Annotated in this window: 20 protein-coding genes, 1 tRNA gene and 1 pseudogene; 14 read left to right on the top strand and 8 right to left on the bottom strand. The window is 44.7% G+C overall.

What is annotated here, in order from left to right:
• Window positions 1–2 precede the first annotated feature (2 nt).
• Window positions 3–1372 (bottom strand): annotated as a pseudogene (locus FSB73_RS27625) (heavy metal translocating P-type ATPase); the annotation flags it as partial.
• Between the two features lie 994 nt (window positions 1373–2366).
• Between FSB73_RS27625 and FSB73_RS13085 the strand changes: the two are divergent.
• The 4 genes from FSB73_RS13085 to FSB73_RS26715 are packed head-to-tail and all read left to right on the top strand — an operon-like array spanning window position 2367 to window position 5234.
• Window positions 2367–3068 carry a phosphatase PAP2 family protein gene (locus FSB73_RS13085; protein ID WP_225973986.1) on the top strand — a complete coding sequence of 234 codons (702 nt, stop codon included), beginning with the start codon at window positions 2367–2369 and terminating at the stop codon, window positions 3066–3068.
• A 38-nt stretch (window positions 3069–3106) separates the two neighbouring features.
• Window positions 3107–3517 (top strand): hypothetical protein, encoded by a 411-nt coding sequence (locus FSB73_RS24985; RefSeq protein WP_225973985.1) that lies wholly within the window; start codon window positions 3107–3109, stop codon window positions 3515–3517.
• The gene (locus FSB73_RS26720) at window positions 3496–4788 is read left to right on the top strand and encodes an LTA synthase family protein (protein WP_262712326.1); all 1293 of its coding nucleotides are present in this window, start codon (window positions 3496–3498) and stop codon (window positions 4786–4788) included. Before FSB73_RS24985 ends, FSB73_RS26720 begins: the two co-directional genes overlap by 22 nt.
• Complete coding sequence (locus FSB73_RS26715) at window positions 4671–5234, top strand: LTA synthase family protein (RefSeq protein ID WP_262712325.1); 564 nt, start codon at window positions 4671–4673, stop codon at window positions 5232–5234. The genes FSB73_RS26720 and FSB73_RS26715 overlap by 118 nt, the downstream gene beginning before the upstream one ends.
• Before the next feature lie 34 nt (window positions 5235–5268).
• Here FSB73_RS26715 and FSB73_RS13075 read toward each other — a convergent pair whose 3' ends face one another.
• A complete protein-coding gene (locus FSB73_RS13075) occupies window positions 5269–5682 on the bottom strand; it encodes an EamA family transporter (RefSeq protein WP_146782923.1) in 414 nt (137 codons plus the stop codon).
• 249 nt (window positions 5683–5931) lie between these two features.
• On the opposite strand from FSB73_RS13075, the gene FSB73_RS13070 reads away from it, so the two are divergent.
• The 5 genes from FSB73_RS13070 to FSB73_RS13050 all read left to right on the top strand — a co-directional run bounded on the left by FSB73_RS13070 (window position 5932) and on the right by FSB73_RS13050 (window position 9899).
• Window positions 5932–6597 (top strand): response regulator transcription factor, encoded by a 666-nt coding sequence (locus tag FSB73_RS13070; protein WP_146782920.1) that lies wholly within the window; start codon window positions 5932–5934, stop codon window positions 6595–6597.
• Window positions 6597–7880, top strand: coding sequence for a sensor histidine kinase (locus tag FSB73_RS13065; RefSeq protein WP_146782917.1), 1284 nt, complete (start codon window positions 6597–6599; stop codon window positions 7878–7880). The genes FSB73_RS13070 and FSB73_RS13065 overlap by 1 nt, the downstream gene beginning before the upstream one ends.
• Window positions 7881–8188: 308 nt before the next feature.
• Window positions 8189–8980, top strand: coding sequence for a helix-turn-helix domain-containing protein (locus tag FSB73_RS13060; protein WP_146782914.1), 792 nt, complete (start codon window positions 8189–8191; stop codon window positions 8978–8980).
• A gap of 99 nt (window positions 8981–9079) precedes the next feature.
• Window positions 9080–9511, top strand: coding sequence for a DoxX family protein (locus FSB73_RS13055; RefSeq protein WP_146782911.1), 432 nt, complete (start codon window positions 9080–9082; stop codon window positions 9509–9511).
• A 28-nt stretch (window positions 9512–9539) separates the two neighbouring features.
• Entirely contained in the window at window positions 9540–9899 is a 360-nt protein-coding gene (locus tag FSB73_RS13050) for a cupin domain-containing protein (protein ID WP_146782908.1), read from the top strand.
• A 223-nt stretch (window positions 9900–10122) separates the two neighbouring features.
• On the opposite strand, the gene FSB73_RS13045 is transcribed toward FSB73_RS13050, so the two are convergent.
• Window positions 10123–10416 carry a helix-turn-helix domain-containing protein gene (locus FSB73_RS13045; RefSeq protein ID WP_158639537.1) on the bottom strand — a complete coding sequence of 98 codons (294 nt, stop codon included), beginning with the start codon at window positions 10414–10416 and terminating at the stop codon, window positions 10123–10125.
• A gap of 123 nt (window positions 10417–10539) precedes the next feature.
• On the opposite strand from FSB73_RS13045, the gene FSB73_RS13040 reads away from it, so the two are divergent.
• Window positions 10540–10770: a DUF2188 domain-containing protein gene (locus tag FSB73_RS13040; protein WP_146782902.1), complete on the top strand. Its 231-nt coding sequence runs from the start codon at window positions 10540–10542 to the stop codon at window positions 10768–10770.
• 678 nt (window positions 10771–11448) lie between these two features.
• Window positions 11449–11904: a hypothetical protein gene (locus tag FSB73_RS13035; RefSeq protein ID WP_146782899.1), complete on the top strand. Its 456-nt coding sequence runs from the start codon at window positions 11449–11451 to the stop codon at window positions 11902–11904.
• A gap of 94 nt (window positions 11905–11998) precedes the next feature.
• Here the strand turns inward: FSB73_RS13035 and FSB73_RS13030 are convergent.
• From FSB73_RS13030 to rpsT, 4 genes are all read right to left on the bottom strand, one after another.
• A tRNA-Met gene (locus FSB73_RS13030) sits at window positions 11999–12072 on the bottom strand.
• 101 nt (window positions 12073–12173) lie between these two features.
• Window positions 12174–13709: a glutamine-hydrolyzing GMP synthase gene (gene guaA, locus FSB73_RS13025; protein WP_146782896.1), complete on the bottom strand. Its 1536-nt coding sequence runs from the start codon at window positions 13707–13709 to the stop codon at window positions 12174–12176.
• A 107-nt stretch (window positions 13710–13816) separates the two neighbouring features.
• Window positions 13817–15067, bottom strand: coding sequence for a serpin family protein (locus FSB73_RS13020; RefSeq protein ID WP_146782893.1), 1251 nt, complete (start codon window positions 15065–15067; stop codon window positions 13817–13819).
• Between the two features lie 445 nt (window positions 15068–15512).
• The gene (gene rpsT, locus FSB73_RS13015) at window positions 15513–15773 is read right to left on the bottom strand and encodes a 30S ribosomal protein S20 (protein ID WP_146782890.1); all 261 of its coding nucleotides are present in this window, start codon (window positions 15771–15773) and stop codon (window positions 15513–15515) included.
• A 212-nt stretch (window positions 15774–15985) separates the two neighbouring features.
• On the opposite strand from rpsT, the gene FSB73_RS24975 reads away from it, so the two are divergent.
• From FSB73_RS24975 to odhB, 3 genes are all read left to right on the top strand, one after another.
• Complete coding sequence (locus FSB73_RS24975; protein WP_225973984.1) at window positions 15986–17704, top strand: thiamine pyrophosphate-dependent enzyme; 1719 nt, start codon at window positions 15986–15988, stop codon at window positions 17702–17704.
• Between the two features lie 23 nt (window positions 17705–17727).
• A complete protein-coding gene (locus tag FSB73_RS24970) occupies window positions 17728–18723 on the top strand; it encodes a 2-oxoglutarate dehydrogenase component E1 family protein (RefSeq protein WP_262712324.1) in 996 nt (331 codons plus the stop codon).
• Window positions 18724–18868: 145 nt separating this feature from the next.
• A complete protein-coding gene (gene odhB / locus FSB73_RS13005; RefSeq protein ID WP_146782887.1) occupies window positions 18869–20470 on the top strand; it encodes a 2-oxoglutarate dehydrogenase complex dihydrolipoyllysine-residue succinyltransferase in 1602 nt (533 codons plus the stop codon).
• Window positions 20471–20643: 173 nt separating this feature from the next.
• On the opposite strand, the gene FSB73_RS13000 is transcribed toward odhB, so the two are convergent.
• Window positions 20644–23031, bottom strand: coding sequence for an ABC transporter permease (locus FSB73_RS13000; protein WP_146782884.1), 2388 nt, complete (start codon window positions 23029–23031; stop codon window positions 20644–20646).
• Window positions 23032–23143 lie beyond the last annotated feature (112 nt).

Below are 23143 nucleotides of genomic sequence, written 5' to 3'. Positions count from 1 at the left end.
TCTGTACGCAGTTTTTCGATCGCCGCGACCTTTTGTTCCGGCAGCAAGTCCCCCGGATATCGGTAAGGCCAATGGCCGTTCCGATGGCCTTGGCCACCTCTTGATTATCTCCGGTCAGCATAATCATCTTACGGATGCCCAGCTCGGACAGCTGTTCCAATACTTCTTTGGCTTCCGGACGGGCAGTATCCATAAGCGTAATGATGCCCATAAACTGGCCGTCCCGCTGAACCAGCATAGTTGTATTTCCCGCATTTTCCAGTGCCGCCACCTGCCCGTCTATGGCGTCCGGCAGCGCCCCGTCCTTTTCTGAAAACAGCGCCCTGTTGCCTACGTACACCTCATCACCCTTATAAGTCGCCTGTAAGCCTCGTCCCTGAATGGCTGAGGCTTTTTCTGCCAAGGCCACTTCCCTTTTTAACCGCTCCCTACCGCCTTTTACAATAGCCGCGGCTAGCGGATGATCACTGAGCCTTTCCACCGCAACGACGGTTTCAAGGAGCTGCTCTTCGCCCGTACCCGCCAGCGGATATACCCCTGTGAGTTTCGGCTTTCCTTCCGTTAAAGTCCCGGTCTTATCAAATGCCACCGCCGTCAGCGCTCCCAGATCCTCCAAGGGTTTGCCGCCCTTGATCAGTACACCGCCCCTGGCCGCCCGGGCGACGCCGCTCAGTACAGCGCTAGGCGTCGATATGGCCAGTGCACAGGGGCTTGCCGCCACCAGTACCGCCATCGCGCGGTAAAAGCTTGCACTAAAGCTTTCATCAACCACCAGAAAGGCAAACAGCAATAACACGACTAATATCAATACGGAAGGCACATAATACTTTTCCAGTTTATCGGTAAATGTCTGCGTGGGTGACTTCTGCGTCTCTGCTTCATTAACCAGTTGCACGAGCCGGGCGATCGTGCTGTCGGCCGCCAGTTTTGTCACCTGAATGTCCAGGGCTGCAGCACCGTTAATAGAACCGGCAAAAACTTTGTACTGGCTGTCCAGTCTGTCTGTATTTTCCACGGCACGGCTCCCCTCCGGGGCAGGCAGCTTTTCGACCGGTATACTTTCGCCCGTGACAGGCGCCTGATTAACACTACTGCTTCCCTTAACGACAATGCCATCCGCCGCAATTTTGGAATTTGGCTGTACCACGATAATATCACCCGGCTGAAGGGACTCAATGCGCACTTCTTTTAGGTCACCCCCGGCTTTAAGCAGGGCCGTTTTAGGGGCCAGCGCCGATAAGGCGGTAATTGATTTTTTAGCCTTTTGCATGGCATAGTGCTCCAGAGAATGGCCCAGGCTGAATAAAAACAGTAATAACGCCCCTTCGGCCCATTGTCCCAGCGCCGCGGCGCCTATCGCCGCAACAAGCATCAGAAAATCAATCTCAAATTCGCCTTTAATGACGGCCTGAACGGCTTCTTTTGCCGTATAAAAGCCGCCGAAAAAATAAGCAGCCATATAGCAGCCGATCACTACATACTCCCCCACTGCATTTAAATACGACCATCCAAAGCCAGCGGCTAATAGTGCACCGCACAGAAGCGCAAAAATCAATTCAGACCGCTCACCAAATATACCGCCATGGGTATGCTGATGATCAGGGTCTTTGTCAGCGCCGGCCATGGCCGGCGCTGTGTGACTGGCGCCCTGAAAATCCTCGACATGGTTTATCCTAAGGCCGGCCTGCTCCACCCACCGGAGCACCGCTGCTTTAGTCGTCTGCTTTTTATTATATTCCAATTGTATCGTACCCGTACCCGCTACGGAAACGTATTGCATTGCTTTTTGCCGACGGAGCCGGGTTTCTATCAGCCGTGCGTGGCGAGGATGACGCACCCCCGTGGTATCCAACAGTAAGTGTCCATAGGTTTCGGTCAGCCCGGCGCCCGCTTTTTCGGCAATCTGCTGCACCTCGCTTAGTGAAATGCGGGTCGCATCATAGTGAAAACAAAGTTGGGCGGGCTGGTCCTTTTTTCCGGGTATCATATGCACTTTATCGATGCCCCTGGTGGACTGAAGCTGTCCAATCAGCCGAGTGACACAACGGTCTCTATCATCAGGTATTTCAGGCAGGATAATATCCAGATTGATCTTCGTCTTTTCCATAAAATATAATTTATTCGGAAGGGCTACCAATTCAACCGATTGAATGTCATTACGATTATAAATTTACAACAATCCGGGCACTGCACCTTCACAATTGCCTGATATTTGTTTTCACCATTGTGCCGGGGCACCTGGCCCCCGGCCGGCATATTTTACCCGGTTCAGAATTCATTCAGAATTTTGCGGCACATTTGCAGAAATATTCTTGAATGGTAAGATCGGGTTTGGGGCCGGGAGGTTAATTTGCAGGCTCCTTTTGGTGGGATTACCGCTGGCGGGCCTTCATGGCCAAACGGTAGTCGATCATACGGATACGGCGCGTATCACGGCCATTGCTACCATGACCGATACGGCGTCCTATGGCCGTGCCGGCTTTTCTGCCCCGAGTGCGTTTTCGCCCAGGCAGCTTATCACACCCGGCGTACTAATCGGCGCCGGCATCGCGATGGATTTAAACCAAGGTTTTAAAAACGCCCAGCTGCGTTTCCAGAAGGCGCATTTAAAGGATTTTCATACGGCTGCCGACAATATCTTATTATACCTGCCGGCTGCTATTCCCTATGGCCTGGATCTGTTAGGCGTTCCCTCAAAAACGGATGTTCTCAACCGGACGGCTATTTTAATCAAGGCAGAGATGATGCTGACCGCCACAGGCTATCTATTAAAGCACACCGTACACGAATGGCGCCCAGATGGAAGTAATCGATATAGCTTCCCCTCCGGACATAGCCTGCAGGTGTTCGCAACAGCTACCCTGCTGAGTGAAGAATACCGGGAAAGGTATAAGTGGATGCCCTATGCCGCCTATGGGCTGGCAACAGGGGTGGGCCTTTTGCGTGTGGCCAATAACAAGCACTATATCGGAGACGTTCTGGTAGGCGCCGGCCTGGGCATTTTAACCATGAAAATCGCCTATTGGACGCATCACTACTCGTGGCATAAACACAGCCGACACCGATAAACTCCTTTCATCCGTTTCCACACATATAACAATCACCTATGCGTCCTTTTCTACAATACAGTAAGCCCTTTGCCTACCTGCTGGGATGCTACCTGGCAGTCTCAACCGCGCTGCGGCTGCTGCTGCTGGCGGATCCGCAGATGCATGCAAGTTTTTCCCTGGTGGACTACGCCAGGGCACTCTTTTTAGGACTGATTCCGAATTTCTTAATATTTTGTGTACTCGCGATTCCTTTCTGGCTATACCTGCTGTTGCTGTCCGACGCAAAGTATAAAAAACCCTTCGGACAGCTCCTGCTAGGCGGGTTGATACTGCTGATTGGCTATCTGCTACTGAGCAGCAATATTATTAAAGCCTATGGCGGTGTTTTACTGGAAATTGTGGTTATTTTTATAAGTCTTAAGCTACTTGTAAACGCCTGGATGCTGTGGGCCCTAAATATCGGCTGAGGACCAGGAAATGGCTATACTGTTTTACCCTGTTTATTTACGTAACCGCCATTTTGCTGAATGCCCTGAGTGAATATTTTTTCTGGAAGGAATTTGGCGTTCGCTATAATTTCATTGCCGTTGACTATCTGATCTATACCAATGAAGTTATAGGCAATATCATGCAGTCTTATCCTGTGGTACCGCTGTTTTCGGTTTTGGGCCTGGTCGCGCTGGCTATCACTTTTCTAGTCTACCGCAAAACAAATGACTACCTGAGCGTTTTACCGGGGCTCAAAGAAAAATCCTTGCTCGCCGTCTTTGCCCTGACAACCGTCGGAGTTGGGATAGGCTTGTTACCCCTTTACGCCAATTTAAATAAGGCCGGCAATGTATATGTCAGTGAACTGGGAGCGGACGGTGTTTATAAATTCTACGTCGCCTTTAAAGACAATGATCTCAGCTATACAAAGTTCTATCCCACGATAGACCAACAGGCAGCAGGGCGCTACCTCTCCCATCGTCTGGACTGGCCGGCTTCTGACAGTATACATCCGGGGTTTGAAAAAAACGTGATGCCGGCGGATAGTGCAGCAGAACTTCATAAGAACATCGTACTGATCAGCGTAGAGAGTCTGAGTGCAGATTATCTGGCCCATTATGGCAACCGGCAGGGACTGACGCCTTTTCTGGATTCACTGGCGGATCAGAGTTTACTCTTTACGCGGCTATATGCGGCCGGCAACAGAACGGTCAGGGGGCTGGAAGCCCTGACCCTCTGCATTCCGCCGTCTCCGGGAGAAAGCCTTATTAAACGGCAAGACAATAAAAATAAATTCACCACCGGTAGCATTTTTCGAAAAAAAGGTTATACCGTGCAGTTCCTATATGGAGGTTACAGCTATTTTGACAATATGCAGGACTTTTTTGAAGGCAATGGCTATCAGGTGATCGACCGTAATGACTTTCAACCTTCAGAAATCAGTTTTGCCAATATATGGGGCGTCTGCGATGAAGATATGGCAATCAAAATGATCCAGGTCCTGGATAAAGATCAGACCCTGGGCAAACCGTTTTTTGCCCACTGGATGACCGTATCTAACCACCGGCCTTTTACCTACCCCAACGGTAAAATAGCCATACCGGGCGATGCCAGATCCAGAAAGGGGGTGTTATGTACACCGACTATGCGCTGCGCCGCTTTTTTACCATGGCCAGTCAGCGTCCCTGGTTTAACAATACGATTTTTATTGTCGTCGCCGACCACTGCGCTTCTTCGGCCGGTAAAGTAGCCCTGCCACTGGATAAATACCGGATTCCCTGCCTGGTATATAGTCCTGGCTTTATCGCTCCCCAAAAGGTGAATACCCTAATGTCGCAAATTGATATCATGCCGACCGTACTGGGTTTGCTTCATTTTAGCTACCGGTCCAAGTTTATCGGCCAGGACGTATTCAGGGAAGGCTACCAGCCCCGTGCCCTGATGGCCACTTACCAAGACCTGGGATACCTTCAGGATAGTATTTTAACCGTACTCTCTCCTGTTCGCCGGATTGAGTCATACCGGATAAGACCCGCCAAAAACGGAGCACCGTTACCGGAAGGCAAAAATTTTATCAGTAAATTTGACGAACTGCCGGTAAAGCGTCCCGGTAATGATAGCCTGGCAAGCGTCGCCATCAGTTACTACCAGACCACCACCTGGCTTTTGGACAAGAAGAAATACCAGCGCCATTAAGCGGGAACTGCAAGAGACGGAGGCGGATAACGGGTTATAATATCAACACAAAGGTGCCGGTAATGATCAGCGCGGCACCGGCCAGGGTTTTCCAGTCCGGCGTCTCTCCTAAAAATACAATAGAAAGTAATATGGCAAGGGCCACGCTGAGTTTATCCACCGGTGCTACCTGGGAGACTTTACCCAGGCTGAGTGCCTTAAAATAAAAAATCCAGGAAAGTCCGGTGGCAACGCCTGACAACACAAGAAAAAAAATATTCTGCCGGGTCAGTTGCTGCCAGCCCCGCCATTCTTCTTTATACAATACAATGCCCCAGGCCAGTATCAGGATCACGACGGTCCGGATAGCTGTTGCCAGATCAGCTGAGACGCCTTTGATCCCCACCTTGGCAAATATGGCGGTTAGTGCGGCAAATAGCGCCGCGAGTAAAGCATAGATCCACCACATAGTTGGACTGATATTTATGTAAAAATACCATAAAGTCGGCAACTTTATGGCGGGACCTGCCTAAGAAATTTGCGGCCTTATCTTTGTATATTTCCTGTAAATTCAGGTTTTATTCGGAATTTAGCAGGTTCTTTGTTCCGGCAGAAATAGGAAGGCAGGCAACCTATACGCTGCAGAAATCGAGAGATGGCAGTTTATAGGTGGTGGCTATCACTTCGTACAATTGATGCATACTTTGAAATCCAGACTATGAAAATATTAATTATTGAAGATGAATTGCAGCTGGCTAAAAGCATCCGGCAGTATTTACAAAGAGAGAATTATCTCTGTGAGGTAGAGATGGATATTACCGAAGGGCGGAGCATGATAGAGGATTTTGCTTATGACTGCATTTTGCTGGACATTAACCTGCCAGGCGGTAGCGGCCTCACGCTGCTGAAAGAACTCAAGCAAGACAAAAAAACTGATGGTGTCATCATTATTTCCGCCAGGGACGCGCTGGAAGATAAAGTCCTTTCTTTAAAACTGGGGGCAGACGACTACCTGGCCAAGCCTTTCCATCTGGCAGAACTCAGTGCCAGAATTGAGACCGTTATCCGCAGGCGCTACCTGCAGGGAGACAGCCAGCTTAGCTATGACTCACTTGTGATCGATACACTGGCCAGATCGGTCAGTGTAGACGGAGAAACGATTCAGCTGACGAAAACTGAATATGAACTGTTACTGTTTTTAATGATCAACAAAGGCCGGGTGATCACTAAAAACGCCATTGCCGAACACCTTTTAGGCGGATCTGCCTTATATTTGGACAACTTTGATATTATTTATGCCCATGTCAAGAACCTGAAAAAGAAATTGCAGTCCATGGGTGGCAGTATTAAAACGATCTATGGCACGGGCTATAAGTTCTCCTGATGAAATTATTGCATTACACATCGCTCCGGCATTTATTATTTGCCTCCCTGCTGACCCTGATCAGCATTCCGGTTTTCTATGTCCTGTTGAATAATATCTTCGTACACTCCATAGATCGGGATCTTGGGCTGCAGGCTGCTCAGATACCTTCCATCGTCAGTACGATTCAGACACCGGCCGATTTTAAATTATGGAAAGAACTGGATAACGATCTCGATATACAGCCGGCCGACAGTGTGACCTTTCATGATAAGCCCTTTACCATCCAGAAAAGTCCTTCCGGCCAGGCCGCCGAGGAAGACTTCAGGATCCTGCAGAAAAAAATAGAGATCCTGGGGCGCCCCTATATTGTGAATATCGAATCCTCTTTATTTGAAAAGGAAGACCTCATACAAACCATTCTAACGATCCAGTTAGGTATCCTGGTGTTACTACTCGCCGGTACGGTCGGGATCAATTACTTTATCCATAAAAGGATCTGGAAACCCTTCTATGATTCCCTGGCCTACCTAAAGGCCTTTAATATAGAGTCTAACCTGGCTGCACCCCAGGAACTGAAGCGGCTTCCGATCAGTGAATTTACGGAACTGAATCAGTCTATTCAGCAGCTCTCTATCCGCGTGCGCCGCGCGTATGACTCCCAGAAAGAATTTATTGAGAACGCCTCTCATGAACTACAGACACCGCTGACTGTGCTCAAATTCAAATTGGAGCTCCTTGTTCAGCAAAAAGACCTGAGCCAGGACCAGGGAGAGCTGATTGGGGATATGTACCGGGAAATTGAACAAATGCAGGAACTTAACCGTCATTTGCTGTTGCTCAGTAAGATAGAAAACGGCCAGTTTGCCAGCCAGGAAACGGTTCATGTGCAACAAGTGATGGGCGAAGTGACGGAGGATCTTTCCTTACTGGCCGAGGCAAAAGACCAGGAGATCGTAAAAGAGAGCCCACCGGAAATAGTTCAGCTCTCCGGCGCCAACCGGACGCTATTTAAAATCATGGTGGCTAATTTGCTGACCAATGCGATTCAATACTCACCGCCGGGCAGTCGGATTACGATACAGATAACCGGGCGCTATTTATTAATGAGCAACCCCGGCGAGCCCTTTTGGGACGTCCGTGACAGTATCTTTAAACGATTTGTCCGGCACAATCAACAAAAGGGCAACGGACTTGGCCTGTCGATTGTCCAGACCATTGCCAAATACCTGCATTATGACATTATCTATGATTATAGTAACGGGTGCCACCAATTTAAAATCAAGTGGCCTCTGCTTGGTTGAACCCAAAGCCAGAACCAAAGCCAAGCGTAAAAGCAATTCCTAAGAATGCCCAAATCAACGAGGGCTGGTGGGTAAGCGACAAAACGGGATCCGGATCCGCGAAGTGGTTGAAAAACAACGGCAGGCTGCCTACCCTTGTTTGGGCGTTTTTTATGGAGTGGCCGGGATTTGTTAAACAAAATACCCAATTCGAAATTTTAGGTAGTTTTGCATGGTCTGCGATGCAAAGGATGACCTTTTCACCTGTGTCCTAAAAAGGGTTGTCGTCCAAATAGATAGCATCGATTGAGCTTTCAAACACTTGAAATATGATCACGATTAGTAAGATAGACAATTTTGAGCATTGTAACCAGTCTCCTGTCCGCCTGCTCAAATACCGGCTGATTTATTGCTTTTCAGGGACTGTGGGTCTTCGGATCGATGAATCGGATTTTACCATGAGACCTGGAGATGTCATTACGATTACCTCCGGTCAAATACATTATTTTACCGGGCTGGAGGGCCATATTGACATACTTGATTTTACACTGGAATTTATCTGCAAAGATGACAATGATATTGAGTTGATCTTCCATAACGGCTTGTTTTGCCATTTTGGAGCCAATGAACTGATCACTGTAAGATATCCGGCGTTGTTTGAACGGCTTTTAGGCCAAATCGATAAAGAACTGCAAGGAAAGCCTTTTCAATATTTGATGGCTGTCCGAAGCGATATAGAATTGCTGCTGATTGAGATCAACCGGACCAAAATAGACAGAGGTGATCCGGTCTGGAAACCGGATGCCCTGTTTTTGAAGTTCCTGGAACGGATCAGAGCTAGTTTTACAGCGCACTACACAGTGGCAGACTATGCCGGCCAGCTGTCTACCACGGAAGCGCGGTTAAACGAAGTTTCCAAATTACACACCAGCAAGACAGCCCAAAACGTGCTGTTTAGCCTGAAGGTTTCGGAAGCAAAACGAATATTGCTTTATCAGGAACTGAGTATTAAAGAAGTGGCCTATGCATTAGGTTTTTCCGATCCTTTTTATTTTTCCAATTTCTTCAAAAAACATACGGGTATATCCCCTAAGGATTATAAGAAGGCGCATATCGGCTGACCAGGGCGGATTTTACAGGGATTTTGCAGGATTCTCTATTTTTTGAGGCGCTGTTTGATGGAACTTTGCGGGTATAATAAAAAATCGAAAATATCCGTTATGCAAAACCTATTATCTTCCGGATTCGCCTTTTTCCTGCTAAGAATCTCCCTCGCTATTGGCTTTTTGTCCGCCGTGGCCAGCCGGCTCGGTTTATGGGGTAAAAGATCCTCTGGCTGGCAGGGATTTGTTGCCTATACAAAGGAAATTAATTTTTATCTACCCGAAAAAATCATTCCGCTCACCGCCACCGTCGCGACCATATTTGAGACCGTTTTTGGGCTATTGCTCCTGATGGGTCTCTATACCCGAGAGACTGCTTATGGGGCGGCTATATTAACGGCGTTGTTTGCTGTTGCCATGAGTGTAGCCAGTGGCATCAAAGAACCGCTGGATTATTCTGTATTTGCTTTCAGCGCCGGTGCACTGGTGCTGGCTTCTGCAGACAGTTATAGCTATAGCCTGGACCAAATCATCCGGCATATTAAATAATACATAAAAATAAAAACAAAAACAGACCATGGATACCGATATTCAGCATTATATCACCCATACCGCCGCACAGCCTTGGCAGCCCTTAGTTGAGAAGGCGGTTCATTATACCGGGGTTTACGTAAAATCGCTGCGTTTTGATCCCTTGCAACACCGTTCTCCTTCCATTCTGCTTAGATTTGATGCCGGGGCGGCCTACCCCTATCATAACCACCCTGGCGGTGAAGAGTTGTATGTTATCAGCGGCGAAGTGGACATTGCCGGGGCGCATCTGGTTAGCGGTGACTATTTGTATACACCACCTGGGTTTAAACACCTGGTCTCTTCTGGACCTGGATGTATCCTATTATTAATTGTTCCGGAGGAAGTCGAACTGATCAATAGTTAGTCCGTATTATATGTGCCTCTCTCAATCACAGCGACTGTCGTCTGCTTTTAAAGTTGGGAAATCCTCTTGACTGGATGGTGCTTATTCATTAGACTGGTATCGGTTTGGGCATAGGGCCGCTATTGCCAGCGCTTCTTTTCTACTCACTGCTTTGCATGTAGTCTAAGTGGGCAGCAGGGGCGTCAAACTAAATGCTCCTTGCGTGAAAAGAAAATAAGTGTGCTTATCCCCTGGCTTTCAGATAGGATTTTGGGGTCACTCCTGAGAATTTCTTAAACTCTGAGGTAAAATGGGAACTGTCGTAAAATCCGTAATCCAAGGCAGCGGATGTTAAAGGCTCCGAAGTATTGTTTGTATCCAACCGACTTTTTACGGCATTAAAACGGACGATGCGTGCATACAGTTTTGGATGCACACCCAGGTAATGGGCAAAAGCCCGTTCCAGAGTTTTACGAGAAGTGTTGATCTCTGCCTGGAGGGTCTTGATGTCGATATTTCCGTGGGTATGTGTGATCAATCCTCTTACTACGATTAATTAAACTGGTTTAACCATTTTAATTTATTAAATTTTCTTATATTTACATTAAGAACATCTGTTCACATCCAAAGTTAATATAGTTTAGACATAAATTTAAAAATTATGAAACGAAAATCCAATCATGTAATACCCTCATCATCCGGATGGTCTGTAAAGAAATCTGGTGCAGAAAGAGCATCCAAATCTTTTACCACAAAAGAGAAAGCCATTGAGTATGGGAAAAAGCTTAGTAAAACCGAGAAGACTGAACTATATATCCATAAGAAGAATGGCATTATACAGAATAAGAACTCTTATGGAAACGATCCTAATCCACCAAAAGATAAGAAATAATGGCAGATAACTTCGACAAAAATATATTCATTAATTGCCCTTTTGACGAAAAGTATAAAAATGACTTGCTTAATCCAATTTTGTATCTAATCGTTAAAAACGGTTACACACCCAAAATAGCATCTGAAGACGCTGATTCTGCTGAATGTAAAATCTTATTAAATAGCGCCATAATCGCAAGTTCTAGTAGCCGCCCTTATTTGACATAAATTCTGTAATTATGTCAGGGGTATTTCCCTTCTCAAATTTAAAAACACCACTTTTTATCATTTTTCGGTTGCCATTTTTTCGCAATTTATTTGCTGCCATTTCTGTATTTTTTTTAGTACCCGTATGTTTTAACTGGGTTACGCTTCTGTATGGTGCAGTTTCGTTTTCCCTTTATCTACGGTCAATAAAAGCATTTAATAGTCTACACAGGATCCACTAACGGGCTGGCCCGTTAGTGGACCCTGTGTAGACTATTAAACAAGAGCTTCAAAAGTGGTGCATAATAATTTGCGAATAGAAGGCTCTTTGAAAATGCGAAAAAATGGTACTCATCAATTTAAGAAAAACTGGCTCACTGTCATCATGGCTTAAAAATAGCCAATATACCTCGGCTATTTCAACCTGCGATTTTGGCGTTTTAATTTGCGAATTTACACTGAATTAAGATTAGATAAAATTGTTGATCTAATGCGGGAAAGCAGGTATGGAATTCATGATATATCACTTGTCAAGTCTCAAAAAGAAAATGAGTACGCTAGAATGAATATGCCTTTTGAACTTGGCATCGACTATGGACTAAGAAAATTTGGAGGAGAGAAGTACAAAGGCAAAAAATTTCTGATCCTAGGTGGTAAAAAGTATGACCATCTTCCTGCAATATCAGATATAAACGGCATGGATATAATGTGCCACGATAATGAGACCCTTACACTTATACAAACGTTACGCAAATGGTTTAGTAGTGTATTGAATATTAAAGATCAACCGCCGCCTTCTAAATTAAGCAGCGAATATTTTGAATTCCAAACAGCGTTGTTTGAAAAAATGACACAAAAGCATGGAAACGAAATTTTAGACAAAGAAGTGGTAGCGAATTTGACAAATACAGAATTTATAAGCGAAATTAATCAAGCTTGTCAATAATCATTTTTCGCAAATTCGATACCTATTTCGATACCTCCAAAAAGAAAAGATGACTTAATAAATTATAAATCAATTTACTAAGCCATCTTATAAGTAGCGAGATCGGGAATTGAACCCGAGACCTCAGGGTTATGAATCCTGCGCTCTAACCACCTGAGCTACCTCGCCGTGGTTATCCATCAGGTTATCAGCAGGGCTGGTACCCTAATGGGTTGCAAAAGTAATAGTAAAATAGTTTTTTTGCAAAAAAATCAACACATTAATTTAGTTTACTCCCATTCTATGGTTGCAGGCGGTTTGCTGCTGATGTCATAAACCACCCTATTGATTCCCTTTACATTATTGATAATGGCATTGGAGACATCCGCCAGGAACTCATAAGGTAAATGAGACCAGTCGGCCGTCATCCCGTCCACTGAACTGACGGCTCTTAATGCCAGGGTAAACTCATAGGTTCTTTCATCGCCCATCACCCCTACGCTCTTCACTGGCAAAAGGATAGCCCCAGCCTGCCAAACTTCATTATAAAGATTTTTGTCTTTTAATGCCTTGATATAGATGTGATCTGCCTCCTGTAGTAACCTGGCCTTTTCTTCTGTGACTTCCCCTAAAATTCTGATCGCAAGCCCAGGCCCCGGGAAAGGATGCCTGTTAATCATATCAGATGGTATGCCTAGTTCCAGGCCTACCCTTCTGACCTCATCCTTAAATAAGGATCTCAACGGCTCTACCAGTTCCAAATTCATGGTCGCCGGCAGGCCTCCTACATTATGATGAGATTTAATGGTAACGGAAGGGCCATGGACGCTGACACTCTCTATGACATCTGGATAGATCGTCCCCTGGCCCAGAAATGAAGCTTCATCAATTTTTAGTGCTTCTTCATGAAAAACATCAATAAAGAGCTTACCAATCGTTTTTCTTTTAGCCTCTGGATCAGATTTACCCGCCAATTCTTTATAGAAAAGGGCTTTAGCATCTATCCCCTTAACATTCAGGCCTATTTCATTATAAGTTTCCAATACCTCTTTAAATTCATCCTTACGTAACACACCGTTATCCACAAAGATACCATGGAGCCTGTCCCCGATAGCCCTGCTGATTAAAGTAGCAGCAACGGTACTGTCTACTCCACCGCTAAGCGCCATAATTACATGCTTATTGCCTATTTTTTCCTTCAGCATGGCCACGGTCTCTTCAACAAAGGAGGCCGGTGTCCAGTCCTGTGCACAACCACAGATATTTACCAGAAAGTTGTATAAAATCTTTTTCCCTTCTGTAGAGTGATATACTTCTGGATGAAACTGTAAACCGTATAGTGGGTTAGGATCCTCGGAGCTCATTTTAAAGGCCGCAACAGGAATGCTTTCAGTAGTGGCCAATACCTCAAATCCAACTGGTAATTCCTTAATGGTATCACTGTGGCTCATCCAAACCTGGCTTTTAGCGGAAAGTCCTTGTAAAAGTTTATCATCCAACTGCCGCAGCATTTGTGCACGACCATATTCCCTTTTATCCGATTTCTCCACCCGACCACCAAATACTTTGGCGGCCAGTTGTGCACCATAACAAACGCCCAGAACAGGTACTTTATCCAGGATTGCCTTAATATCAATCATAGGTGCATCCTGTTCATTGACACTGCAAGGAGAGCCACTGAGAATCACCCCTTTGATATGCTCATTAAAATCTATCGCACTATGGAAAGGAATAATGTCACAATAGACATTCGCCTCTCTTACGGCTCTGGCAATCAACTGTGTATACTGGCTACCAAAATCTAAAATGATAATCTTTTCAGTCATAAAGTTTGAATATTTGCAAAGGATTTACCGGGAATTTGCCGCAAAGCTAAACAAAAAGCCGGTTTAATTAAAAACCGGCTCCATTTATTCTGTATTTATAGGATCACTTACTCTGAATCAGGATCCATGATTTTCCCCATAAATAAAATTGTATTGGATGTTTTTTCGCTGATAATGATCCCAAAGGGGTGATCACAGAGCATCTCCTGTGGTATTTGAACGGAAGTTGTCACCATACCCGTAGTCGTTACTGCAGCAGCCTCTGTACCCTGTTCATCTACTTTTAGGTACGTATCCTGCTTCACAAAGCTCACATAGACACCCTGAGCAGACATTTTGGAGAAATCAGCCGTCTTGCTACTGAAAGCAGCTTTCATGCCCATTGCCTCCAAAACAGCGTTAAGCTTGATTTCATAAGTGGGGATCGTAAATCTAGGGAGTCCCAGGTTGATTTTCCCAGCCACCATATTGTCCTGGATATTAGCCCAGTCATTACTTCCAAGGCCAGCAAGTACCTTATTTAATGTTTGCCCCTGCTTAGGCAAAATAACAGTCATAGAAAACTGTCCGTTACCATAAGGTAATTGAATGGCGGTATAATCAGCTGCACTATAATGTTTAAAGCTGGCGCTCTGATGCATCATTTGTACTTGCTTGGTACTGCCATCCTCCAGGTGAAAATCAGCCGCGCGGGTATTGTCTTTATCAAACTTTGAACTCCAGTCTCCTTTAAAATACAGGGCATTCACCAAAAACATAACATCATCCGGCTGAATGACATCCAAGACTTTTTTGATTTTTCCATTTGTTTTATCACTGGCCCAGTCATTGATATAACTGGCATCATCGGGTTTAAAATCAAGGGCTTTAACGGTAGCCTCAAAATTATCCTGCATACTTTTGAGATAATCCTGCTTAAAAGGAAAGGCTTTTTTGTACCAGATGGAGTTATATAACCCCAACTTAACTTTTGGATCAGCGCCAGGCAATTGGTCCAGTAATGTCTTATAGGCTTTATTTACCTGATCTAAACTTTTTCCATCCAGATCCAGCACTTTCAGCAATTCATCATAAGTGTTACCCGCTGCGCCACTCAGTACCATGCCCAAATCCATATGTAGACTGAGTGGAGACACAAAGAAGTTCTCATTTTTGGGCGCACTCGCCTCCAAATGCTGTAAGAAATTAAACGAAAAGTCATTAACACTTGCCTGCACCATAGGACTAATACTGATCTCTTTAACCGGTGCCTGTTGATTGGAATTATCTGACGCTCCCGAGTGCATTCCCTTACTACAACCGGCAAAACCAAGCACTCCCAAACCTAAAAGCATTGAAAACCCCATAAAATGTTTCATATTAAAATAATTTTAAATAAGACCAAATACCGGCCGTAAATAATTTTCACGGCCTATAATCCATGGACATAAGCCAGGCCACTTTTAAACTTAAACGACATATTACAAAAAACGCTACACTATCTGGCTTTTTTTTAAGTATTTGCCTTTTTAAATTATAAGCCAACAAAAATGGCTCCATTACTTTTATAAAGATGATGAATAACAAAGGAGTAAGGGGCAAAAGAGCTATGCATCAATTGGTAGCCAAGGATCAATCAAAAAAACGAAGCAGGCAAGTAGTAGCGGCTCTGTTACGAATTAGGTAGGCAGTTAATAAAAAGTAATCAAAGGGAAAATAATAGCGTTCATATAGGAGCACAAAAAAACCAGGCAATGTGTTTATTCAACTCAACTGACTGGTTTTAAATAAGATAATTGAAAAAACTAACTCAAATCACCCTCCTTAGGCGGGTTTTTTAAATTCAGTTTTTCTGGCTAATTTACTTTTCAGGTTATTAGCTTTATTTTTATGAATTACACCGCGTTTTGCCAATTTATCGATCATAGAGAAAGTTAAAGGCAATGCAGCATCATAAGCTGCATCATCGGCAGACGCTTTAAGGTTACGAATATTGTTACGGGTAGTTTTACCGTTATAACGGTTTCTGTCCCTGCGTTTAGCTGCTTGACGTACGTCTTTTTTGGTAGCTTTATGATTTGCCATTAAAAATTTCTTTTTTGAGTAACTGTTTTTTCGGACTGCAAATGTAGAGCAAATTTCTGAAAGGAAAAATTTTTTTTAAATCCCCATGGTTTCTCAGCTTTGGACACACAACCGTTTGTTGAAAAAAAAACCTAACATTAGGCTTTTATTAGAAGGGAATATTTGATATTTGCATTCTATTATAACTCATCTCACAAATACCCTGGAGAGATATGAAAGATTTCTCGTATATAACCAATTCCCACCCTTCATTTATTGAAGGATTGTACACAGATTTTACCGAAGACCCCGAAAAAGTAGACCCAGAATTTAGAAAGTTTTTTGAAGGATTTGACTACGCCGTTGCAGGCGATCTGTCTCCTGCCGGTACCGGCAGTGTTGACACGCATCAACTATCGAAAGAATTCTCTGTATATAGGCTCATTGAAGCATACCGCAATAAAGGCCACTTGATTGCTCAGACCAATCCTATTCGCTCCCGTAAGGACCGTCATGCCAACCTGGAACTCAAATATTTCGGGCTTACGGATAAGGATCTGAGCGAAAAATTTCAGGCAGGCCAGTTTATCGGGCTTGCCGGTGCTTCTTTGCAGCAGATCATTGATAAATTAAACAAGCTTTATTGCGGCTCTGTTGGCGTTGAGTGCGGCTATGTTACTGATCCGGATATTTATAACTGGCTCATTGACGCCGTCGAAAAAAAGTTTTTGGAAGCGCCAACCCTGGAAAAACGCAAAAGATACCTGGAAAAGATCAATCAGGGCGTTATTTTCGAGAAATTCCTGCATACTAAATATATAGGTCAGAAAAGGTTTTCATTAGAAGGTGGTGAAGCGCTGATTCCGGCCCTGGATGCCATCATCCATGAAGCCACCAATGATAACGTGGAAGAGGCCGTCATTGGCATGGCCCATAGAGGCCGCCTGAATGTACTGGCCAATACGCTGGGAAAAACTTACGAGCAAATTTTCAGTGAATTTGAAGGGGTTATACCTGCCGATAAGACGCAGGGAAGTGGGGACGTCAAATACCATCTGGGTTTCAGAAGTGATTTTATCACCGCAAGCGGTAAGAAAATCAATTTGCAACTCTGTCCGAACCCTTCGCATCTGGAGGTCGTAGATCCTGTTGCACTCGGATTTGCACGTGCCAAGGCTAATGTGCTTTATAACTTTGAATACAATAAAATTCTCCCCATCCTAATTCACGGGGATGCCGCCCTGGCTGGCCAGGGAGTCATCTATGAAGTCGCCCAGATGAGCGAACTAGATGGCTATAATGTTGGCGGAACCGTTCACCTGGTGATCAATAACCAGATCGGGTTTACCACTGATTATGAAGATGCCCGCAGTTCGGATTACTGTACAGCGATTGCCGGTATCACTAAGTCACCAGTATTCCACGTGAATGGCGATGATATTGAAGCAGTTGTAAAGGCAGCAGAGATTGCTACTACTTTCAGGCAGCAATTCCATCAAGACATTTATATTGATATCCTTTGTTACCGTCGTCATGGACATAACGAAGGCGATGAACCTAAATTTACCCAGCCTCACCTCTATTCGCTGATCGATAAACATCCTAATCCAAGGGAAGTCTATATGGCATTCCTCACTAAAAACGGAGAAAAAGATGTTCTGCAACTGGCCAAAGAAATGGAGACTAAGTTCTGGAATGATCTGCAGGAAAGGTTTGATGAGGTGCATCAAAAGCCCCTGCCCTATAAATTGCAGGCTCCGGAACAGTGGTGGCAAAAACTTCGCTATTCTGAGCCAGGTGACTTCAAAGAGTCTCCAGTAACTGGTATTGCTGAAGCCAGTGTTAGCGAACTCATGGAAAATATACTGAGTTGGCCAGAAGATTTTCAGCCGCTTCGTAAAATCAAAAAATTACTCCTTGACAAAAAGGCGCTTTTGAAAAAGAAGGCCTGATTGACTGGGGTACAGCAGAGTTATTGGCTTATGCCAGCCTGCTGATTGAGGATCAAACCGTTCGCCTCAGTGGCGAAGACGTTAAACGTGGCACTTTCGCTCAGCGCCATGCTGTGTTATTTGATGAGAATACCAATCTGGAATACAACCGTTTGGATCATTTATCCAATGATCCAAATACTAAGTTCAGGGTGTATAATTCTCTGCTCAGCGAATATGCCGTACTGGGTTTTGAATATGGCTATGCACTGGCCAACCCGAATAACCTGGCTGTCTGGGAGGCACAATATGGCGACTTCGCCAATGGTGCCCAGATGGTTATTGACCAGTACATTACCAGTGCAGAATCCAAATGGGGACTCATGAGTGGCGTTGTACTGCTATTACCACATGGGTATGAAGGCAGTGGCCCGGATCACTCCAGTGCCCGTCTGGAAAGATTCCTTCAAAGCTGCGCGGAACAAAATATTGTGGTCACCAATATTACCACGGCTGCCAATTTCTTCCATGCGCTCAGACGGCAGATGAAATGGTCGTTTAGAAAGCCCTTGATCAATATGAGCCCGAAAGCGAACCTCAGACATCCTGGCTCCTACAGTAAGGCCGAAGACTTTGCCGGTCAGCACCGTTTCCAGGAAGTGATCGATGACCAGGCAGCAGCCGCTGACCCGTCCAAGATCAAAAAAGTACTCCTTTGCTCTGGTAAGCTTTATTTTGATCTGGAGGAAAAAAGACAAAAAGAAAACAGGACCGATATTGCGCTGATCCGTCTGGAGCAAATCTACCCAACCCCGGAAGAACAATTGATTACCTTACATGAAAAGTATAGTGGGGCAGTCTGGTTTTGGGTACAGGAAGAACCGCAGAATATGGGAGCAGCAACCTATTTGCAGACCAACTTCAAAGCCTTCCCTTATGGTATCATCAGCAGAAATGCCAGTGCGTCTACCGCTACGGGTTATGCTAAGGTCCATAAGGTAGAACAGGAAGAAATCCTGGATACCGCATTTAATGTTTAAAGCAATATGCCTTGATGCTTTGGACCAATAAGTGCGACAAAGAGGCAAGGCCACATAAGCAATAAAACAATAGAAGGGTCATTTTAGCTGGTTAAATGGTACAATCCATTTACCTTTAAAGCGACCTGAAAAATTTTATAAGAGTATGATAGATATCAAAGTCCCCACAGTGGGGGAATCCATTAGTGAGGTGACCTTAATCAAATGGGTCAAAAAAACCGGAGATTATGTCAACCGGGATGAAGTTATTGCTGAGCTGGAAAGTGAAAAAGCCACCTTTGAAGTCAATGCAGAACAGGCTGGCATTTTACAAACGGTAGCAGAGGAGGAACAAACCCTGCAGATTGGCGATGTGCTGGCTAAAATTGATGAAACAGCCGTAGCTCCCGCAGCAGATGCACCTGCTACTGCTCCCACCCAAACCTCAGATGCGCCCACTGTACAGCAGCCCGACGCAGATGCGCAAAGCGCACCTAAGGAAGCTGCAGTTGCCGTAGGCAAGGGCGTCATTGATATGACAGTTCCGACCATTGGTGAATCTATCACTGAGGTTACTTTGGTCAACTATCTGAAAGCTGACGGAGATCTGGTCCGTAGAGATGAACCTATTGCTGAGCTGGAAAGTGAAAAAGCAACTTTTGAGCTCAACGCAGAGGAATCCGGTAAGCTCTCCCTAGTCGCTAAAATCGATGATGTGTTACAAATTGGTGATTTAGTTGCCAAAATAGACACTGACGTAGCCGTACCTGCCAGTCAACCTGCTGCCAACGCTACACCTGCTTCTACTTCCACGCAGGCACCAGCCGCAGCCCCTGCTGAGCCAGCAGCGCAGGCTCCGGTAACCGCCATTCCAAATGATCTTAAAGCAAGTCCTGTGGCTTCTGCTATGATTGCCGATAAAAAAATTGATCCTACTTCCATTACTGCAACTGGCTCCGGTGGCAGAATTATGAAAGGAGATGTGCTGGCTGCACTGGCTAATCCAGGCAAACAGACCTTCCCGGGTCAGCAGCTGGGTTCCCGTAATGAGCGCCGGGTAAAAATGAGCAATCTGCGTAAAACCATCAGTCGCAGGCTGGTGGAATCCAAAAATACCACCGCCATGCTAACCACTTTCAATGAAGTGGATATGACGCGTATTATGGAGATCCGCAAACAATATAAAGAGAAATTCAAAGAACAGCACGGTGTAGGCCTGGGCTTTATGAGCTTTTTCAGTAAGGCTTGTGCCATTGCCCTTAGCGAATGGCCAGCTGTCAATGCCTATATGGATGGCAACGAACTGATCTACCATGATTATGCAGACATTTCTATTGCGGTCAGCACGCCTAAAGGCCTGACGGTTCCGGTTATGCGCAATGTGGAATCCATGAGTATGGCTGATATTGAAAAATCAGTTGTAACACTAGCAACAAAAGCACGTAACGGCAAGCTGGGCATGGAAGATTTAACAGGTGGCACCTTTACCATTACCAATGGCGGGACTTTTGGCAGTCTGCTTAGCACGCCAATTATCAATTTGCCCCAAAGTGCGATCCTGGGTATGCATAAAATCCAGGAAAGACCCATGGCAATTGCCGGTCAGGTGGTGATCCGTCCGATGATGTATGTGGCATTAAGCTATGATCACCGCATCATTGACGGCAAAGAGTCTGTCAGCTTCCTGGTCAGGGTAAAAGAGCTCCTGGAAAACCCCGAACTCTTGCTATATAGCAAAAACCCTGTACAGGCGCTGCTCGAGTTATAAACTTAGCGCAGGCAGGTAAGTTTTTAAACCCATAATTCATTCATATATACGGTTTGTGCAATCTTTTGGATTGCATAAACCGTATTTTTTTATTTTAAGTTGAGTCAGAAACGGGCCTTTCAGGTCAGCAGCTTTTCAAAATAAGGCAATACAGTATGGGTACATTCAGATGCTTAATCAGATTTGAGGCTGCTGACTGGATTTACCCTGGCTGCTTTTATTGTCTGAATGCTGATCGTCAGTAGTGCAATTATAATGGATAAAGACGCCGAAAATAAAAATATCCATACAGAGATTTTAATTCTGTAATCATAGTTAAGCAGCCATTTATTCATGGCAAAATAACCCAATGGAATGGCTACGCATACACTAATAAAAACCAGCAGGATAAGTTCCCGGGAAAGTAGCTTCCATATAACAGAAACAGAAGCGCCCAGCACTTTTCTGATCCCCACTTCTTTTGTTTTCTGTTCGACGGTAAAAGAAGCGATACCAAACAAGCCTAATAAACTGATAAATAGCGCCAGCGCGGAGAATACAGTTGAAATATTGCCGATTCTTTCCTCATTATTGAAATTTGCCGCATAATCATCATCGACAAAGGTGTAGCTAAAGGGCGCATAAGGATTATATTGCTCCATGGTTTGCTTTATTTTTGCCATTACCTCATGCAATGACTTGTTTGGATTGAGTCTTAGTACGATAAAATTACCCGGCTCCTTTAAGAGTGGAAAAATAACCGGCGGATTCTCACCAAAGGGAGAATCCATCATAACGTCTTTCACGACACCCAAAACCGTATAATCCTTACCGTGCCATTTTATACTTTGACCAATCGGATTGTCCAGGTGCATATAATTTACCGCGCTTTGGCTGAGTACCAAACCAGAAGAGTCCGTGGCAAAATCCTTGGAATAGCCGCGACCGGCAATAAATTGCCATCCCAGAACCGATCCAAATTCAATAGAGGCCGCTACAACCGGAAACCCACTGGCTGTACCAGGTGGTTTACCTTTCCATTCAAAGCCGTCTGAGCCGGCCCAAATTTGGGTGACGGGGCATTGAGATTCAGCCATACCTGTAATGGCGCCAGCGGTCATTAAATCATGTTTAATCGCATTATAAGCGTCATAAATTTCAGGAGTGGTCATATGAATAGATAATAACCCGTTTTGGTTGTATCCTACAGGCCGGTCTTTGGCATGTTGGATCTGTTTATAAATAACAATAGTGGCAATGATCAAAAATATGGACACCGTAAATTGAAAGACGACTAATATTTTTCTGGGCAAATTCGCGGTACTTTTCGTCTTGAAGATGCCTTTTAGCACTTTTATTGGTTTAAAAGAGGACAGATAAAAGGCCGGATAACTTCCGGCAATGATCCCGGTTAATAAACAGATACCTATTCCCGCCTCCCAAAACCACAGATTTATCCAAGGGAAGCGAAGCTGTTTTCCTGCCAGGGAATTGAACATGGGTAGCACAAAAGCCATGATTAAGATGGCCAGCCCAAAGGAGATCAAAGTGGCTACAATGGATTCACAAAAAAACTGGCCAATCAGTTGTTTTCTGTCGGATCCAATGGCCTTGCGTACACCCACTTCCCGGGCTCTTTTCACAGACCTGGCTGTACTAAGGTTCATAAAATTAATACAAGCAAGCAATAAAATAAATAATCCAATACTGCCAAACAATTCTACATATTTGATACTACCACCTACATTTTGCCCATTCTCTTCAAATTTGTCAAATAAATGCCATCTGGACATTGGAAAGAGCAGTAAATGCTGTTGGGTGACCAAATCCCTGTTGGATGCGTGTTCAGCTAAAATGTGGCTTATTTTGGCAGAAGCGACATCTTTCTTGACGCCTGGAGCCAATTGCACACAAATATTGAATAAATTATAATCCCAGTTATCTTTTTGCTGTTTGATCCAATCCCAGTTCGACTGATAAAATGCCCAGGGAGCGATAAAGTCAATGTCATTATAGGCAACATTTCCCGGAAAGTCCTTAAATACACCCGCCACCTTAAGGTTGAATTGGTTCGTGACTCGAATAACCTGGTTAATCGGATCGCTATTGCCAAATAAGGACGCAGCAAAACGCTCGGAGATCAAGACGCTGGAAGGATCTTGCAAGCCTTGCCCATCGGTTCCTTTGATTATTTTGGCAGAAAACATATCCTGGCCACCCGGCTCCAAAAACATCCCTTTCCCAGAAACTTTTTTATCCCCGAAATTGATATTATAGTCACCTTTGCCTATTAAGGACACGTGATCTGCCTCACTGCCTAAGGCATTGCGCACTGCGGCACTGAGCGGAATAGGCAATGACGTATTGGTATTTACAACGCCATTACGGCTTTGCTGGCTTAAGACCATGGCTATCCTATCATAATGCTGATAATATTTATTGTAGGATAATTCATCCTGTACCCAAAGGGCGATCAACATTACAGCAGCCAGCCCCATGGTCAGTCCCAAAATATTAATAAGGCCATAGCTTTTGTTTCGGATCAGATTGCGCCAGGCAGATTTTAAAAAATGCTTTAGCATGTTGAATGTTTTAAATTTAAAGTAGACTTGTAAACGAAAAAAGCTTTTACGCCTAAAAATCCTTTATTAATAAATCCCGTCTTAGAAAATAATCAAGTACAACCCATACGGG

It is taken from the genome of Arachidicoccus ginsenosidivorans, assembly GCF_007971385.1.
In the GTDB taxonomy this organism is placed as follows: domain Bacteria; phylum Bacteroidota; class Bacteroidia; order Chitinophagales; family Chitinophagaceae; genus Arachidicoccus; species Arachidicoccus ginsenosidivorans.
Note: the sequence above shows the minus strand (reverse complement) of the source record. Positions and strands in the feature narration are given on the sequence as shown.